The sequence below is a fragment of the Streptomyces sp. NPDC027663 genome (assembly GCF_055566415.1).
This window is the reverse complement of record NZ_JBVHSK010000003.1, coordinates 242,520-260,003: the sequence shown is the minus strand read 5'-3', so window position 1 is coordinate 260,003 and position 17,484 is coordinate 242,520. Positions and strand designations below refer to the sequence as shown.

The following is a 17,484-nucleotide window of genomic DNA, read 5'->3' as shown; positions in this document are numbered from 1 at the left end:
ACGTGCGGTCGGCCCCGTTCACCCCGAGGGGACTTCTCGCCCGACCGCTCGTCCCGTCGGCCACAGTGCGGACCCGTTCGCCAGCCCGGCCGGGTCCAGCCCCAGCGAGGCGGCGGCCGTGGCGCCCACGTCGGCCAGGCCGGCCGCTTCGGGCAGGAACTCCGGCCCGGCGGACTCCGGCCGGCGCATCAGCACGGGCACGAATTCGCGCGTGTGGTGGGCGTGCCCGATGGTGGGATCGTTCCCGTGGTCACCCGTGACGATGAGGCGGTCACCGGGCGTGTCCAGGAGGGCGATGAGCTCGCCCAGTCCCGCATCGACCTGTTCCAGGACGGCGCCGTAGCGCGCCGCGTCCTGCTGGTGTCCGGCCAGGTCCGTCTCCTGGACGTTGGCGACGACCAGGGCGTCCCTGGTGGCGCGGAGGGCGCCGAGGGTGTGCGCGAGCACGTCGGCGGTCCGCACCGCCGGGCGGCGCACCGCCGCCTCGCACGCGAGGATGTCCGCGGCCTTGCCGACCAGCGTGACGGGGATCCCGGCGCGGGCCGCCACATCCGGCAGTTGCCGGGTGTGGTCCAGCGGCGCGCCCAGGTGCCGCACTTCCAGGCCGCCGTTGCGGTAGAAACCGGACGCCGGGGTGTCGAGCCCGACGGTTCCGCCGTCCCCGGCACGCACGAAGGCGGTCAGCGGAGCATCCGTGTGCCCCCCGACCGCGATGACGCGCGCGACCGGGGCGACGGCCCGGACCTTCCGGGCGATGGCCACGATCCGGTGGAAGGGCATGTCGTCCAGGCGCCCCGAGACGTTCCAGTTGACGCCGGGGTCGGCCTCCAGGTTGTCGTGGACGAGTGCTGTTCCGTCCACCACCAGCACCGGCTTGTCGTCCAGCGGCTCCACCGAGTGCCCGGCGGCACGCAGGGCACCGGTGATCTCGTCGAGGTGGTCGCTCAGCGGGGCCACGGTCACGTCGCCGAAGTCGGCCCCCATCATGGTCTGGTGGCCCGCGTAGGTGTCGGCGCCCGGGTAGCCGAGGGGAGCGAGGCCCACGGACACCGGCAGACCGGTCCGGCCGGCGAGATCCGGGTGCGGGTGGACCAGGCCGAGGCCGAGGGCGCCGAACGCCCCCAGCCGCAGTGGCCGGCCGTTCGCCCGCCGGCAGTGGTCGAGGACGTGCCCGCAGGTGTCGGCTCCCTGATCGCCCGGGCGCAGCGTGCCCGCATCGGGCATGGCGCCGACGCCGAAGCCGTCGACGACGACGATGACGGTCCTGGTCATGAAGCGTGCTCCTCAGACGGCCCGGCCGAGAGCGTCGTACAGACCGACGGGCCGCCCTCTGCCGTGGGACAGCCCGGCCACGACAGCGACGTAGCTGCGTGTGACGAAGATCTGCGTGCGGAAGGCGAGGACGGCGGTGTCGCCGAGCCGCGCCTTGTGGGCGCCCGCGGGGGCGTCGAGTGTCCGGTAGTAGTCGATGTTCTCGGCGGGCGCGGCCTGCACCGCCAGCCGCACGCCCGTACGCGGCAGCAGGGCCTCCCTGACGCCGGACCGGGGGTAGAAGCCGCCGCCGTGCAGGGCCGGACGGCCGTCGGCGAGGGTGTGGGCGACCTCGCTGACGTAGACGTACGCCGGCTGCTCCGGCTGCCGCGGGTCCACCGCGTGCAGGGGCGTGGTGCCGGTGAGACAGTGGCCGGGTTCCGCGTGCGTGGCGCCGAGCTGCGCGAGCAGGGGCAGGGAGGCCATCGACGTCGCGCTGGGGGCGCTCAGTTTGAGGTCTGTGTGGCCACGGGCGGCGAGCATGTCGCGGGCGGTCAGCGCGAGGCCGAGGTTCGGCGTGGGCCGCGGAGTGCCCGAGGCCGGGTCGCACAGCACACAGGGAAATGCGGTGACGCCGGCGACCCGTACGCCGGGCATCCGTTCCACCTCCGTGGCGAAGGCCGTCAGCCCGCTCAACGGGACTCCGCCTTCCTGCCCGGGGTGGACCGCGCCCGGCGCCCCCTCCAGGCGGACGAGCACGTCCTGGACGATGCCGAGCCGCTCGGCCGCCGCGGAGACGGCGCGGGCGTTGGCCGCGTCGTAGACCGTGACGGCTTCCGGGCGCCACGCGAGGACCTCGTCCAGGGCACGGCCCGGGATCTGGACCAGGTGGCCGACGTTCCCGGCCGCCGCTCCGGCCGCGTGCAGGACGCGTGCTTCCGGGGGGTCGATGGCCGCGTACCTCGGGATGTGCCGGGCGATGGCCTTGATCAGTTCGGGGTTGCGCCCGACGTGCTTGACCACGAACCAGAGGGTCAGACCCAGCCGTTCGGCCTCCACGGCGAGCAGGTGCGCATTGGCTTCGACGGCGTCGAGGTCGATGACGTAGGTGTTGGGCGGGATCGCGCCACGCCGGTGCAGCGCGGCGGCGGTCTGGACGAGCCGGGGGTTGCGGGTGAGCACGGTGTCGAGGAACACGGTCAGTCGTCCTTGCCCTGGTGCAGGTCGGTCAGCGAGCGGCGGAGGATGTCCAGCACGAGATCGGCGCCGGCCCGCATGGGGTTGATCCGCACGGTCGTGTCGGCGAGTTCCGGGGCGGCGTCGAGCACGGAGCCGGACAGCCGGTAGAACAGCGGGGCCACCTCGTAGCGGGAGTTGCAGCCCACCGGATAGGGCGCCGCACCGTGCCGGGCCGCGGCTCGGGGAACGTGACGGGCGACGGGCCGGTCGAGACGTACGAGCAGGCAGCGGTCCTGTGCGTTGGCGACGCGGACCTCGGCGACGCCCGGCACCTCCCCCGCGGCCAGCCGCTGCGCCGCATCGGCGACGACCTGGGACTGCACCGACCACATGACGGGGACGTGGGTGAGGGCGCGCAGAGCGTCGAGTGCCTGGTGGCCCTGGACCTGCCCGCCGCCGGAGTAGTTGTCGGCGCGGACCCGGTCGACGACGTCGCGGGTGCCCAGGACCACGCCGATGCCCTCCGGGCCGTGCAGTTTGAAGAGCGAGAAGCACGAGGCGTCGGCGCCGAGTTCGACCCCGCAGGCGGGCACCCGCAGCACCGCGTAGTTGTCGTCCACGATGGTCCGCACGCCCGCCGACCGGCAGGCGGCCAGCACCACGGCCGGATCGTAGGAGTCGGTCAGGCGCTGACGCGTGTGCTGGACGTACGCCCAGGAGAACCGCGCCGAAGCGAGGGCCGCGTCCAGCGCCCGCCGGTCGTTGAAGTCGACCTCCGCCGTCCTGACGCCCAATGCGCGCAGCGTGACCTCGGTGCTGCGGTAGACCGGTGCGCGGTGGATGAGCAGCGGATCCCCCGACCGGACCGTGGCGGTGAGGGCGGCACGGATGGCACCGGTGCCCGCGCCCTGGACGAGGGCCGCCGCCTCGCAGGAGAAGAAGTCGGCGAGGACGGCTTCCACCTTCGCCGTGGTGCGGGGCCGGCCCAGACCCGGTACGACGCCCGAGTCGGCCGCGAAGAGCTGCTGCCCCTCGAAGTGGCGTGCGGTGCACTCCAGCAGCCGGAACTGCGTGGCCGTCGCCTCCTGCAACGGCACCGTGGGCAGGGGGAAGGTCTGCGGCAGACCGGCGTCGATGCGGTGCATCCCGGCTCCATCCATCGGATCAGGCCTTCCCGTCCCACGCTCCGGTCAGGAAGCGCAGCGGATTGCGGCGGGTCATCAGGTCGATCAGCTCCTCGTCGACGCCCCTCGCACGCAGACCGGGCAGGAAGGAGCGGAACAGATGTCCGTAGCCGTGGCCTCCTTCGCTCAGGAGGTAACGGTGCCGGGAGATGTCGCAGCTGAGCAGCACCCGGTCGGCGTGCCCGGCCTCCAGCAGGGCCAGCAGCAGCCGCAGCCGGCTTGCGTCGCTCTGGTAGTCCTGCTTCCCGATGGTGTCGAAGGCGACGTAGGCGCCGGAGGCGGCCAGCTCGCGGTGGGCGGCGGGGTCGTCGAGCAGGTCCTGGTGCCCGATGCTGATCCGGTGGGCTGGCAGGCCCGCGCCGACGAGCACGCCGAGCTGGCCCGGACCGCCCACGCCCAGCTGCGCATGGGTGGCCACCGACAGCCCCGTGGCCACGGCAGCGCGGGCAGCCGCGACGAGGACCCGCACCTCCGGCTCGGCGGGCTGTTCGCCGTGGCTGCCGACCTCACCGATGACGCCGGGCCGGACGCCGGGGGGTCCGATTCCGTGGTCGATGTCGCGCACCAGCACGTCGGTGAGTTCCTCGACACCGGCACGGCCGAGCCCGTCCGGGTGGAACCGCTCGTAGTACCAGCCGGTGCCGGCGACCACCGCGACTCCCGACGCGGCGGACATACGGGCCAGTGCGCGAGGGTCACCTCCCATGCCCCGGCAGGTCAGCTCGATGACGAGGGCGAGGCCGAACTCCTCACGCAGGGCTGCCAGTTCGGCGACGACGGACGGGCCGTGCGTGGCGGGGAGCAGCACCGCGTCCGGATCGGTGTCCCGGCTGAGGTCGAGGGCCAGGTGTTCGTGGGCGAGTACCGGGCCGCGGATGCGGGACGGGCAGACCGGTCCGGTGACCGTGTGGACGTGGCGGGTGGAGGGGCGTTCCTGGGCGGTCGTGGAGAGGCATTCCTGGACGGTCGGGGAGGGACATTCTCGGGCGGTCGTGGAGGCGCAGCCTCGGGTGGTCGTGGAGGGGCATGCTCGGGCGGTCGTGGAGGGGTGTGCCCCGGCCGTCGCGCAAGGGCGTGCCTCGGCGGCCGCGGAGTGGTGTCCCTGCGTGGCCGCGAAGTGGTGCCTCCCGGCCGTCATGGAGTGGCTTTCCCCGGTGGTCGCCATCGCTCAGCCCTTGAGCGGCGTGAACAGGTGGGACCAGTACCCGACGTTGAGCAGCAGCCCGGTGCAGATGATCGCGACGGGCGCGGCGGCCAGCCGGATCACGGGCCGGCCCATGGCCTCGTTCAGTACGTACATGCCTCCGACCAGGGCGATCCCCGTCCCGCCGGCCATCCGCATGCCGGCCAGGACCGAGCCGAACAGCACCCCGAGTTCCAGGACCTGGTTGATCGCGTGGCGGATGTGGTCGGCGGCGTCCTGGACCGAGGGAACGTGGGCGAAGAACTTTCCCAACTGGGTCAGAGCCAGCACTTCGACGGTGAAGACGGCGGCTCCGGCCAGCGCGGCGATGATCACGTTCGGTGCGATGTAGCCCGCGGCGTAGACGAAGTTGACGCCGTTGGTCGCGAAGGTACCCGAGGCGAGAGAGGTCAGACCGATCAGCGGAATGAAGCCGAACGTGCGGTAGAAGTCGACCTGGGCCGCATTGACCATGTCGCCGTGCTGCACGAGGTAGCTGGTGGCTTCACCGCCGGCGAAAGCGCCCGTCGCGCACAGCGTGCCGACCAGTCCGCCCAGTGCCATCAGCCAAGGCAGGTGGGTGCGGAGGCGCTTGGCGTTGGCACCGAAGAGGGAATCGGCCGCGGAGGTGTCCGGAACCGACTGCTCCGCGCCCCGGGCCCGTGCCTCCTCGCGTGCCGCGCGCCGATGCACCAGGTCGCGGCGGACGGCGAGACCTACGAGCAGCAGCATCCCGACAGCCATGGAGAGCGCGCCCGGGAAGATGCCCTTCCAGACGTGCGCGGAGGCGAGCATGAGAACGCCCTCGACGGCGAAGGCGACCGCGCCACGTGCCTTGCCGAACTGGTACGCGACAGCGACCGCCGGGAAGAAGGCGAACAGGTACATCACCGGGTCGGACAGCGACTGCATGGCCGTGAGGAAGTCGACAGGCAGTGACTGTGCCGCCTGGGTCGCCTGGGAGAGACCGAACACCACCAGCAACGCCCACACGGCACCCAGCACGAGTGCCATCCATCGCCTGGACGCCAGCAGGCCGAGGACGTCCGTGGGGAGGAAGAGGATCCAGGGGTTGAGCACTCCGGTGGAGAACGCCATCGGCGCGCCCAGGCCGAAGACGAATCCCGCGGAGAGGCTGAACGCGAGGGGAGTGATCTCCCGGCGCTTCATCCGCCCTTGCCGGTGGTCGAGCATGAAGGGGCGCACGCCGTCGTGGAACACGGCGACCGCCATGTTGACCAGCAGCGCCGACAGGGCGCAGACCGCCACGACGAGCGCGATCTGGAGCGGCGTGAGGCGGAGGGAACTCTGGCCGGCGGAGGCGAGGAGCGCCGATGGGTGCACGGTGACAGGCCTTCGTGGTACGCGGTTGCGTCGGTGGGCGGCTACGCGGTCCTGGCCGCAATGGCATGGACGAGGACGGGTGCGATCAGATCGATCTGGTCGACTGCGAAGCCGAAGACCTTCTTGCCGCCGACGAGCAGCTCCCGCACCTCCTCGGGGGTGGGGACGGAGCGCCCGAAGGTGTGGCAGGTCTGCCGGCCCAGGAGGCCGACGAGGACACCAAGAGAGGCGCCGGCCCCGGTGTGGCAGGTGCCCAGGAAGTAGTCGGCCTGGCCGGCGCGCAGCTTCACGGCCGCGTCCATGTCGTTGGAGACGCTGACTTCGACGCCACCCAGGGCCAGCTCATCGACGGTCCGGGCAACCTCGGCCTTGCCGACGCCGCCAGTGAGGATCTTCGCCATGGTGTGTCCTGTTCTCGTGCGCTCAAGAGGCCAAGAGGCCCAAGGAAGCCGGAGCGGTTGACGTGAGTGAAGAGGTTGAAGCGGCTGACGAGGGGGCGTGGAGGGGGTCAGGAAGCCGGCGAGTACTGCGCCAGGACGGCGAGGTGCAGGCCGAGGAAGTTGATCTCGGATTCGGGGAGTGCGGCGCCGAGCGTGCGCTCGGCTCGTGCCGATACGGAGCGGGCGCGGGACACCGCCTCGGGGTGGTTGTCCAACTCCGAGGCGACGTACCTGTCGGTGGGGAACCGCTCGACCGCCCGGCCGTCCAGCAACCGGGTGAGGGCCATCATGAGATGGCTGGTCAGCATGCCGGCGGTGTCCTCGGTGACCGTGGCCCCCTCGGCGGCCAGTGCCTCCAGCTCGGTGGTGACGAAATCGGCCACCTGCGGGCTGACCTGACCGGTGTCCCGGAACGTCCGGATCCGGAGGGCGAGCCTGGCATCCATGACCTGTCCTTTCTGGGCACCGCCACGAAACGGATGATCAGGATTGTGGCTCCTCGTGCCGCAGAACCCCTGCCGCCGCACGGGATCTCAGCCCAAGGCAGTACAGCGGCGCGCAACTGGCGGCAGTGCCGTGCGGCGGCAACGACGACGACGTACAGCACCTGGCCGTCGTGTCCGAGACCGATGCCGCAGGGGTCAACCGCCGGAGACGGGATTGCCGGGGTCGCGTGAGGCGAGGGCTCCTGTGCCGTTCCGCACAGTGGCGTCCGTGCCGAATCCCCGCGTTCAGCGGGTATCAGCACAGATGGCTCCGACCTGAGGCAGACCCAGACCGTGGGAGGTGACAGACGGTGGATCGGCTCGACGGCAATCAGCACGCGCTCATGATTGACTGGCTGCTGGCTACCGCCTCCGTACGCGAGTTCCTGCAGCACCTCGTGGACGACGCCGTCAGCAGCTCGGGCGCAGATGGCTGCGGGGTGACGCTGCAGCGGCGTCGGCGGCCGCTGACCGTGGTCAGCACCGGGGGAGTGGCGGACAAACTGGACGAGAAGCAGTACGGCCAGGACGACGGCCCCTGCCTCCAGGCCCTGCGCACCGGCCGGGTCGTGCACGTCCCCGACACGGTGCAGGAAAGCCGCTGGGGTTCCTATCCGTCATTCGCGGCCGACCTCGGCATCCGCTCCTCGCTGTCCCTGCCGATTCCGGTGGGCACACACACCGCCGGAGCTCTGAACTTCTACGCTGCCGGTCCGGACGCCTTCACGGAAGAGGACCGGCAGACGCTGGCATCGTTCGCCGCGCAGGCCGGTGGCGGTATCGCGCTGGCGCAGCGGCTGGCCGACACCGAGGACTTCACCCGCGACCTGCAGACCGCACTCGCCTCCCGCCATGTCATCGACCAGGCCATCGGCAGCGTCATGCAGCAACGCAAGTGCACCGCGGAAGAAGCGTTCGACCAGCTGCAGCGGCTGTCACAGCAGACCAACCTCAAGCTCCGCGACGTGTGCACGCGTCTGCTCACCGGCCTTGCCGGCCGACCGCCTGCGCCGCGGCCACCGCTGCGGCCCCGACCGTGATGATTCTGGCCGGTGGCCCGGTCGATGCGGCAGAACGCGCTGCTGCTGCCGGTCCGACCGATGCCGATGACATCCGCCACCGCCTCCCTCTCGCCACAACCCGAAATGGCCTGACGAGAGATGACGGCATCGGCCGGAAATGCCGGAACGGGCCTTCCGGTTCGGGAAGGCCACGCCCCTTCCACCGGGCAGGCGGGAATGTTCCCAGGTGGTGGGGGTAGGCGGCTTGTCGTCGGCTCGTGGCGGGCCGGCTGAGCACGGGGGTACGAATGGGGAGGGCAGCAACATGGCGACAGTGACAGCGTCCGGTACGGACACGGAGACAGCGAGCCTGCCGGAGGTTGCCGACCCGACGAAGGTGGCACCCAAGGATGCCCGTGAAATGTCCCGACTGTTCTTCGACCAGCTGGCGACGCTGGAAGAGGGCACGCCCGAGTACAGCTACGCTCGTAACACGCTGATCGAGATGAACATGTCCCTCGTCCGCTTCGCGGCCGGCCGGTTCCGCAGCCGCGGCGCGGAGGAGATGGAGGACATCGTCCAGGTCGGCATGATCGGACTGATCAAGGCGATCGACCGGTTCGAGCTGACACGGGAGGTGGAGTTCACCTCCTTCGCCATCCCCTACATCGTCGGCGAGATCAAGCGGTTCTTCCGCGACACCACCTGGGCCGTGCACGTGCCGCGCCGCCTGCAGGAGGCCCGCGTCCAGCTCGCCCGCGCCACCGAGGAACTCCGCAGCCGTCTCGGCCGCACGCCGACGGTGAAGGAGCTGTCGGAGCTGATGAGTCTTCCCGAAGAGGAAGTCGTGGAGGCCCGGCTTGCCTCCAACGGCTACAACTCCACCTCGCTGGACGCGGCCCTGAGCACGAGCGAGGACGGGGAGACCGCCCTGGCGGACTTCATCGGCGTCGACGACCAGGCGTTGGAACTGGTCGAGGACTTCCACGCGCTCGCCCCGATGATCGCCGCGCTGGACGAGCGTGACCGGCAGATCATTCACATGCGGTTCGTCGACGAACTCACCCAGGCACAGATCGGCGAACACCTCGGCGTCTCCCAGATGCACGTCTCCCGCCTGCTCTCCCGCTGCCTGGCCCGGTTGCGCGAAGGCATGCTCACCACCAGCTGACACCCCGGCAGGCCAGGCCCCTCCCCGCAGGCCCGTCGTCGCAGGGAGGGGCGTCACCATGTGTCGCCGGCCGGTTCCCGGCGTCCCAGGTCTGCGAGGATGAACCGTGTGGACGTGCGAAGCAGGAACCGGGTGCGGGTGTCCGGGCAGCCGGACGGGCCTGTGGTGATGCTTGCGCACGGGTTCGGATGCGACCAGAACATGTGGCGCCTGGTGGTGCCGGCGCTGGAGCGCGAGTTCACGGTGGTGCTCTTCGACCATGTGGGGGCGGGCCGCTCGGACCTGTCGGCGTGGAGCGAGGAGCGCTACTCCAGCCTGGACGGTTACATGGACGACGTGCTGACGATCTGCCGCGAGCTGGACCTCGGCCCGGTGACGTTCGTGGGCCACTCGGTCAGCGCGATGATGGGCGTGCTGGCCGCAGCCCGGCACCCCGAGTACTTCGCGGGGCTGGTGCTGCTCGCCCCCTCGCCCTGCTTCATCGACGATCCCGCGGCCGGGTACCGCGGCGGATTCAGTGCCGAGGACATCGAAGAGCTGCTGCAGTCCCTGGACGCCAACTACTTGGGCTGGTCGGGGGCGATGGCCCCGGTCATCATGGGCAATCCCGAGCGCCCGGAACTGGGGCAGGAGCTGACCAACAGCTTCTGCGCCACCGACCCGGACATCGCCCGGGTCTTCGCCCGCGTGACGTTCCTGTCCGACAACCGCACCGACCTGGCACAGGTGGCGGTGCCCACCCTGGTCGCCCAGTGCTCCAGCGACGCCATCGCCCCGCCGGAGGTCGGCGCCTTCGTCCAGGCCCGGATCAAGGGCAGCCGCCTGATCACCCTGAACGCCACCGGGCACTGCCCCCAGCTCAGCGCCCCCGAGGAGACCGCCCAGGCGATCGCCGCATTCGCAAGGACACTGCGATGATGAGCCGCACCGACGGCGACCAGGACTCCGACCCGGACCCCGAAGAGCGCCCGGACGACGACCAGACCTTCTCCGCCCTGCTGGAAGACAGCACCGAGGACCTGTACGAGAACGCCCCGTGCGGATACCTCTCCACCCTGCTGGACGGGCAGATCGCCAAGGTCAACACCACCCTGCTGAACTGGCTGGGCTACACGCGCACCGACCTGGTCGGCCGAAGGAGCTTCTCCGACCTCCTCACCGTCGGCGGCCGGCTGTACCACGAGACGCACTTCGCGCCGCTGCTGCGCATGCAGGGCGAGATCAGCGGCATCGCGCTGGAGCTGGAAGCGGCCGACGGCAGCCGGCTACCGGTCCTGGTGACCTCCACCGTCAAGACCGGCAGCGACGGACAGCCACTGCTGATCCGCACCACCGTCTTCGACGCCCGTGACCGCCGCGCCTACGAGCAGGAGCTGCTGCGCACCCGCCAGGAGGCCGAGCATGAACGCGAACGCCTCCAGCAGCTCGCCACCACTCTGCAGAAAACGCTGCTGCCACCGGCACTGGAGAACGTGCCCGGTCTGGACGTGGCCGCGTACTACCACATCGCCTCCGCCGACGAGGTCGGCGGCGACTTCTACGACCTCTTCCCCCTGACCGCCGGAACCTGGGGACTCTTCCTCGGAGACGTGTGCGGCAAGGGCGCCGAGGCAGCGGCCGTCACCTCCCTGGCCCGCTACACCCTGCGCGCCGCCGCCGTCTACGACCCCGACCCGGCCGCGGTCCTGCGCAACCTCAACACCGTCCTCAACCACGAGTACAACGGAACCGACCCCCGGTTCTGCACCGTCATCTTCGGCCTGCTCACCCCCGACGGCGACCAGGGCGGATTCCGCATCACGCTCGCCAGCGGCGGCCACCCTCCGGCGCTGCTGCTCCGCGCGGACGGCACCGCCGACTACCTGCCCACCCCTGGCGGCCAGCTCATCGGCGTACTGCCCGACGCCTACATCGCCACCACCACCTTCCGCCTCGATCCCGGCGACACCCTCCTCCTGCACAGCGACGGCCTCACCGAAGCCCACACCGCCATCCGCGGCGACCGCTACGGCGATGAAGCCCTCCTCGACTTCGGCCGCGCCCTGGCCCCCACCACCGCCCGGCACACCATCGCGGCCGTCCGCGACCTCCTCGACACACTCGGCACCGGAGTGGACGACGACACCGCCGTCCTGGCCGTCCACGTGCCCCGCACCGACGGTGAAGAGCAACACGGAGCGAGATGATCACCCCGCACGCCATGCGCTCCTTCCGGCCCGGGCACCATCGGCGAGCGCGCGGCAGCACCGCGACGGCGGCGGCACGTCCGACGGGCTCGCGATGTGAGGGGGCGGCGCACCGGAGCCAGGAGCAGGCTGGATAGGGGAGGTGGGTTGCGTGGCGCACAACGAAGCCGTTCCGCCCGTCGACGGTGCGGCAGTACTGGAAGCCCTGTTCCACCAGTCCCCGACCGGCCTGATGGTCCTGGACACGCAGCTGCGCATCCTACGGATCAACGTCAGCACGCCGGTCCTGCACACAGCGCCCCTCGAAAAGATCGTGGGCCGGCGCTTCACCGACGTGTACGACCTCTCCGCGCCCGGTGAGGTCGAGGCGATGCTGCGCGGCGTGCTGGAGAGCGGCGCGCCCGCACGGGGGCGACTGGTGGGGGTGCGCCCGAGGGGCGCGCCGGGGCTGGAGTACCTGTTCTCCGTCTCGGCGTCCCGCCTCGAGGACGCGCAGGGGAGGATCCTCGGGGTGCTGGCGGAGATACTCGATGTCACCGAACGCGAAAGGATACGCGTCCGTCTTCGTGTCCTCGGCTCGGTGCGCGAGCACGTGGGACAGACCCTCGACGTGGTGGCCACCTGCGAGGAACTGGTGCAGGCGGTGGTGCCGGACCTCGCCGACATCGCCGTGGTGGAAGTGGTGGACGCAGTCGTGCGTGGCGAGGAACCTCCGCCGAGTCCTCTCGGCCGGGAGGTGCCGCTGCGCCGTGCCGCTTTCGGCCGCAGCGGTGGTGAGGAGCAGGTTCAGGCACATCCGGTGGGTGACGTGCGCGCTCTGCCGTTCCCGACGCCTTACGCCCAGACGCTGACCGACCTCAAGCCGCGCCTCGTCACCCTGGAGTCCGACACGCCCTGGCTGGCGGCCGACCCGACGCGCGCCGAGGCGATCCGGGCCTCCGGTGCCCACAGCCTCATCACCACACCCCTGACACTGCGGGGAACGGTGCTGGGACTGATGAGCCTCTACCGAACCGGCCAGGGTGACCTCTACGACAAGGGCGATGTCACCCTCGCCGTCGCGGTGGCCGCTCACACCGCGCTGTGCATCGACAACGCCCGCCGTTACACCCGCGAACACACCATCGCGTTGACGATCCAGCGCCACCTGCTGCTGCCCCAGCCCGCGACGCCGACGACCGTGGAAACCGCGCACATGCACGTCCCCTCCGAGGCGGGCGGAGGCGGCGGGTTCGACACCTTCGCCCTGTCCGGCGCCCGCACCGCACTGGTGGTCGGCGAAGTAGCCGGCCAGGGCATCCACGCGGCCACCACCCTGGGACAGATACGGACCGCCACGCACTCCCTGGCCGCGCTGGGCCTGGAGCCCGACGAGCTCCTCGCCCACCTCAACGACACCGCGACAACCCTGGCCCAAGAACGCGCGGCTGCACCGCTCGGCGACCCCATGCCGCTCATGGGAAGCTGCGTGTACGCGGTTCACGATCCGCTCGCCCAGACCTGCACCATCGCACTGGCCGGCCACCCCCCACCGGTGATCGCTCACCCCGACGGGCGTACCGAGATCCCTCACCTGCCGAGCGGACCTCCCCTGGGGAGTACCGAAGGGCCCCCCTTCGCTGCCACCACGGTCCCCGTCTCCGACGGCAGTGTCCTCGCTTTCTACACCCCGTCCCTCCTGCACGCCTCCCAGTCCCCGGACAGCCTCCAGCAGGTGCTGGCCCACGGTGACCGGCCACTGCAGGATCTGTGCGACGACGTGTTCTACCGGCTGCGGAACGACACCCACCACGGCGACGTCATCCTCCTCCTCGCCCGCATCCACGAATTCCCCGCCGACCAGGTCGCCACGTGGCATCTCGACCACCACCCCGAAGCTGTCGCCACGGCCCGCGCCCACACCCGCCGCCGGCTCACCCGCTGGGGAGTGGATGAGGAAACCGCCTACACCACGGAAATGATCGTCAGTGAACTGGTGACCAACGCGATCCGCTACGGCGTACCGCCTGTGCAGTTGCGGCTCATCAAGGACCGCACGCTCACCTGCGAAGTCCACGACGGCACTTCCCTCACGCCGCGGCTGCGCCACGCGAAGACCATCGACGAAGGCGGGCGCGGCCTGTTCATCATCGCCCAACTCGCACGGAACTGGGGCGTCCGTTACTCCGGCGACGGCAAGACCGTCTGGGCCGAGCAGACGCTCCCGCCCGCGACCTCGCCCCCTCCCCGACAGCGGTCATAGCGTCACCGGGGTCCGGCCGGGTCGTCGCGGGTGAGCCGTATGCCTCCCGCCGCGACCCGTGGCATCGCACCCAGCCCTCGCGCCGGGTCACGGTGGATCCCGTCAGCCGCTGACCGAGTCGCCTCGGCGGGCGAACTCCGCCACGGCCCTGCCGAGGTCCCGTTCGAGTTCACCGGGCGACTGGAGGCCCCGGTCCGCCAGGTGGTCCAGGCGCTCCCGGGTCTCGGGCAGTGCGACCAGGCCGAGGAACGTGGCCGAGTCGGAGCGGACGTTCGCCGGGTGGGGCAGCGTGAGGTCGTTGATCGCGCGCTTCGCTGCCTTGACCCCCGCGGGCGGAAAGCCGGCGATGCGCTTGGCCAGCCGCTCGACGAAAGGGTCCAGTTCGGCGTCGGGCAGGGCGCGGTTGATCCAGCCGTAGCGTTCGGCGAGAGCGGCGTCGAAGTCGTCGGCGCCGGTGATGGCCTCGATGGCGCGAGTCCTGCCCAGGCGCCGGGTCAGGTGCTGTACTCCGCCGGCGCCGGGCAGGGCGCCGGTGCCGGACTCGAACTGTCCGAAGACCGCGTTCTCGCGCGCGGCGAAGATCATGTCGCAGGCCAGGGCGAGTTCGTTGCCGCCGCCGCGGGCCCTGCCGCGCACCTTGGCGATGGTGATCACCGGGACGTGTGCCAGCCGGTGCAGGAACATGCCGAGCGAGGCGTCTCCGGGGCCGCCGGCCTTCGCGGCCTCTGCCGTGTACTGCGGGATCGCCGTGAGGTCCACGTGCGCCGAGAAGAATTCGGGGGAGGCGCTGTCGATGACGACGACTCGCACGTCACCAGGATCGGTGTACAGCGTGCCGACGAGTGAGACGAGGTCACGGACGAGGTCGACACCGATGAGGTTGAGGGGGCCGGTCCTCCCGGGTCTGAATCGTCGAATAGGCGAAGCGCATGATCATTCCTTCGGGTGAGGGCTGCGCGAGGGAGCCGGGCAGGGGAGGAGACCGCGCCCGACGTCATCGGCTACGTCGCGCCGGTCGGCGAGCACCAGGAGACCGTCGAGCGCGCCCTGCGCGCCGTCCACGTCCGCACCCGGACCCAGGAGCGGACGGCGATGCCGAGCCGACCCGCTCACGCAGGCATCCCGGCTCAGCACCGCGCAGTGCCGTGCTTCGACACGTCCCGGCCGGCCGACGAGGGCCGGCCGGGACGTCGGGCTCAGGCGAGGTCGAACCGGTCGAGGTTCATCACCTTGTTCCACGCCGCCACGAAGTCACGTGCGAACTTCTCTCCCGCATCCTGCGCCGCGTAGACCTCCGCGATGGCTCGGAGCTGGGAGTGCGCACCGAAGATCAGGTCGACGGCGGTGGCGGTCCACTTGACCTCGCCCGTGACACGGTCCCGGACTTCGAACACGTTCTCGTCCGTGGCCGACGCCTGCCACTCCGTGCCCATGTCGAGCAGGTTCACGAAGAAGTCGTTGGTCAGCATTCCCGGCCGGTGGGTGAAGACGCCGTGCGGGGACCCCTTGAAGCCGGTGTTCAGTGCCCGCATGCCGCCGATCAGCACCGTCATCTCGGGAGCGGTCAGTGTCAGCAGGTTGGCGCGGTCCAGCATGAGGGTCTCCGGGGACAGCTTCTCGCCCGCCGGAAGGTAGTTGCGGAACGCGTCCGCCTTGGGCTCCAGAACGGCGAACGACGCCGCGTCGGTCTGCTCCTGCGAGGCGTCCGTACGCCCCGGTGTGAACGGGACCGCGATGTCGTACCCGGCGTTCTTCGCGGCCTGCTCGACGGCCGCGCACCCGCCGAGGACGATCAGGTCGGCGAGGGAGATCCGCGTGGCGCCGGTCTGGGAGAGGTTGAAGTCCCGCTGGATCCGCTCGAGCGTCCCCAGCACCTCGGTCACCTCCGGGAGGTCGTTGAGCTCCCAGTCCTTCTGCGGCGCGAGCCGGATCCGTGCCCCGTTCGCCCCGCCGCGCTTGTCGGTGCCGCGGAAGCTCGCCGCCGACGCCCAGGCGGTGGTGACCAGTTGGGAGAGGGAAAGACCCGAGGCGAGGACCGTGCCCTTGAGGGCGGCGATGTCCTCGTCCCCGACCAGCTCGTGGTCGACGCCGGGGACCGGGTCCTGCCACAGCTGCGGCTCGGGAATCCACGGGCCGAGATAACGCGAGACGGGTCCCATGTCGCGGTGCAGCAGTTTGTACCACGCCTTGGCGAACGCCACCGCCAGCTCGTCCGGGTTCTCATGGAACCGCTTCGTGATCGGCCCGTAGACCGGGTCCACCTTCAGCGCCAGGTCCGTCGTCAGCATCATCGGGGCGTGCCGCTTCGACGGATCATGGGCGTCGGGCACGGTGTTCCCGGCCGCGGGATCCGTGGGAGTCCACTGGTGGGCGCCGGCGGGGCTGCTCGTCAGCTCCCAGTCGTACCCGTACAGGTTGTCCAGGTACCCGTTGTCCCACCTGGTCGGCTCGGTGGTCCATGCGCCCTCCAGGCCACTGGTGAGCGTGTCGGCACCCTTCCCGCTGCCGTACGTGTTCCGCCAGCCGAGGCCCTGCTGCTCGATGGGGGCGGCCTCGGGTTCGGGGCCGATGTAGCTGGCGTCGACCGCGCCATGACACTTGCCGAAGGTATGGCCGCCGACGATGAGCGCGACCGTCTCCTCGTCATTCATCGCCATGCGCCCGAACGTCTCACGGATGTCCCGGGCGGCGGCCATCGGATCCGGGTTGCCGTTGGGCCCCTCCGGATTGACGTAGATCAGTCCCATCTGCACGGCGGCGAAAGGACCGGTGAGTTCCCTGTCGCCGCTGTAGCGTTCATCTCCGAGCCATGTGTCCTCGGGGCCCCAGAAGATTTCCTCGGGTTCCCAGATGTCCTCCCGTCCGAAACCGAACCCGAACGTTTTGAACCCCATGGATTCCATGGCACAGTTTCCCGCGAAGACCAGAAGATCGGCCCAGGAGATTTTCGGGCCGTACTTCTGTTTGACCGGCCAGAGCAGGCGGCGCGCCTTGTCCAGGCTCGCGTTGTCCGGCCAGCTGTTGAGGGGGGCGAAGCGCTGTGCGCCGCTGCCGCCACCGCCGCGGCCGTCCGCGGTGCGGTACGTTCCCGCGGCATGCCAGCTCATCCGGATGAAGAGCGGCCCGTAGTGACCGTAGTCGGCAGGCCACCAGCTCTGGGACGTCGTCATCACCTCGAAGACGTCACGCTTCAGCGCGTCGACGTCGAGGGTCGCGAACTCCTTCGCGTAGTCGAAGTCCTCGTCCATCGGATTGGCCCGGGGCGAGTGCTGGTGGAGAACCTGAAGGTCCAGTTGGTTCGGCCACCAGTCCCGGATCGACTTGGGCCGCCGAGTCGGTGTGGGCGTCGGTGAAGGGATTGCTGGATTCTCGCTTTCACTGCCGGACATGCCCGTCCTTCTTCCTGTCTCGGTGTTCCTTCTGCCGGCTGCCGCTCTACGTCGTTGGCTTTGCTGGTGTCGAACACGTCGAACCGCACATCAGCGCGCCCGGGCGCCCACCGGCTGGGAAATGTGCTGTGCCGCGTCCGTATGGTCGCGCACCGCAGACCACACCTCCATGAAACACGCAGAGCACCCCGGTATGACAGACAGGAGAGAAGGGGCGGCTTTTCTGTACCCGTGCCGATTTCCGGCGCAGGCCGAATCGAATACGGCAGCCCGGGATCCGCCGGAGCCCTGGTGCGGACGTGCGGGGCGTCGCGGTCAGGAGGCTGCTCCGGTCAGGCCGAAGACGACGGGGGCGGGCGGACGGCTCGTGCTTCGCCTGAAGTCGAGACTCACCGGCCATCGCAACCTGCACTGATTTCACCAACAAAC

At 70.5% G+C, this 17,484-nt stretch carries 14 protein-coding genes; 5 read left to right on the top strand and 9 right to left on the bottom strand.

From position 1 onward, the window contains the following. Positions 1-18: 18 nt before the first annotated feature. The 7 genes from ACZ4SF_RS10490 to ACZ4SF_RS10460 form a co-directional block, all read right to left on the bottom strand. Entirely contained in the window at positions 19-1,272 is a 1,254-nt protein-coding gene (locus ACZ4SF_RS10490) for a phosphopentomutase (RefSeq protein ID WP_468381051.1), read from the bottom strand. Positions 1,273-1,284: 12 nt separating this feature from the next. Continuing rightward, positions 1,285-2,448 (bottom strand): alanine racemase, encoded by a 1,164-nt coding sequence (locus ACZ4SF_RS10485; RefSeq protein WP_468381048.1) that lies wholly within the window; start codon positions 2,446-2,448, stop codon positions 1,285-1,287. Positions 2,449-2,450: 2 nt separating this feature from the next. Further along, positions 2,451-3,575: an aminotransferase class V-fold PLP-dependent enzyme gene (locus ACZ4SF_RS10480; protein ID WP_468381046.1), complete on the bottom strand. Its 1,125-nt coding sequence runs from the start codon at positions 3,573-3,575 to the stop codon at positions 2,451-2,453. 19 nt (positions 3,576-3,594) lie between these two features. After that, entirely contained in the window at positions 3,595-4,779 is a 1,185-nt protein-coding gene (locus ACZ4SF_RS10475) for a phosphotriesterase family protein (RefSeq protein WP_468381043.1), read from the bottom strand. 3 nt (positions 4,780-4,782) lie between these two features. Then, positions 4,783-6,141: a YhfT family protein gene (locus ACZ4SF_RS10470; RefSeq protein ID WP_468381040.1), complete on the bottom strand. Its 1,359-nt coding sequence runs from the start codon at positions 6,139-6,141 to the stop codon at positions 4,783-4,785. 41 nt (positions 6,142-6,182) lie between these two features. Next, positions 6,183-6,542: a DUF2620 domain-containing protein gene (locus ACZ4SF_RS10465; protein WP_468381038.1), complete on the bottom strand. Its 360-nt coding sequence runs from the start codon at positions 6,540-6,542 to the stop codon at positions 6,183-6,185. Positions 6,543-6,649: 107 nt separating this feature from the next. Further along, a complete protein-coding gene (locus ACZ4SF_RS10460) occupies positions 6,650-7,027 on the bottom strand; it encodes a PRD domain-containing protein (protein ID WP_468381035.1) in 378 nt (125 codons plus the stop codon). Positions 7,028-7,410: 383 nt separating this feature from the next. On the opposite strand from ACZ4SF_RS10460, the gene ACZ4SF_RS10455 reads away from it, so the two are divergent. From ACZ4SF_RS10455 to ACZ4SF_RS10435, 5 genes are all read left to right on the top strand, one after another. After that, positions 7,411-8,106 carry a GAF and ANTAR domain-containing protein gene (locus tag ACZ4SF_RS10455; protein ID WP_468382453.1) on the top strand — a complete coding sequence of 232 codons (696 nt, stop codon included), beginning with the start codon at positions 7,411-7,413 and terminating at the stop codon, positions 8,104-8,106. Positions 8,107-8,392: 286 nt separating this feature from the next. Continuing rightward, positions 8,393-9,238 carry an RNA polymerase sigma factor SigF gene (locus ACZ4SF_RS10450; protein ID WP_468381032.1) on the top strand — a complete coding sequence of 282 codons (846 nt, stop codon included), beginning with the start codon at positions 8,393-8,395 and terminating at the stop codon, positions 9,236-9,238. A gap of 108 nt (positions 9,239-9,346) precedes the next feature. Further along, complete coding sequence (locus tag ACZ4SF_RS10445; protein ID WP_468381029.1) at positions 9,347-10,156, top strand: alpha/beta fold hydrolase; 810 nt, start codon at positions 9,347-9,349, stop codon at positions 10,154-10,156. Next, positions 10,156-11,424: a PP2C family protein-serine/threonine phosphatase gene (locus ACZ4SF_RS10440; RefSeq protein ID WP_468381026.1), complete on the top strand. Its 1,269-nt coding sequence runs from the start codon at positions 10,156-10,158 to the stop codon at positions 11,422-11,424. Before ACZ4SF_RS10445 ends, ACZ4SF_RS10440 begins: the two co-directional genes overlap by 1 nt. 151 nt (positions 11,425-11,575) lie before the next feature. Continuing rightward, entirely contained in the window at positions 11,576-13,666 is a 2,091-nt protein-coding gene (locus tag ACZ4SF_RS10435; protein ID WP_468381023.1) for a SpoIIE family protein phosphatase, read from the top strand. A gap of 102 nt (positions 13,667-13,768) precedes the next feature. Here ACZ4SF_RS10435 and ACZ4SF_RS10430 read toward each other — a convergent pair whose 3' ends face one another. Both ACZ4SF_RS10430 and katG read right to left on the bottom strand, forming a co-directional pair. Beyond that, complete coding sequence (locus tag ACZ4SF_RS10430) at positions 13,769-14,542, bottom strand: enoyl-CoA hydratase/isomerase family protein (RefSeq protein ID WP_468382450.1); 774 nt, start codon at positions 14,540-14,542, stop codon at positions 13,769-13,771. Between the two features lie 320 nt (positions 14,543-14,862). Next, positions 14,863-17,055 carry a catalase/peroxidase HPI gene (katG, locus tag ACZ4SF_RS10425; RefSeq protein ID WP_468381020.1) on the bottom strand — a complete coding sequence of 731 codons (2,193 nt, stop codon included), beginning with the start codon at positions 17,053-17,055 and terminating at the stop codon, positions 14,863-14,865. Positions 17,056-17,484: the final 429 nt, after the last annotated feature.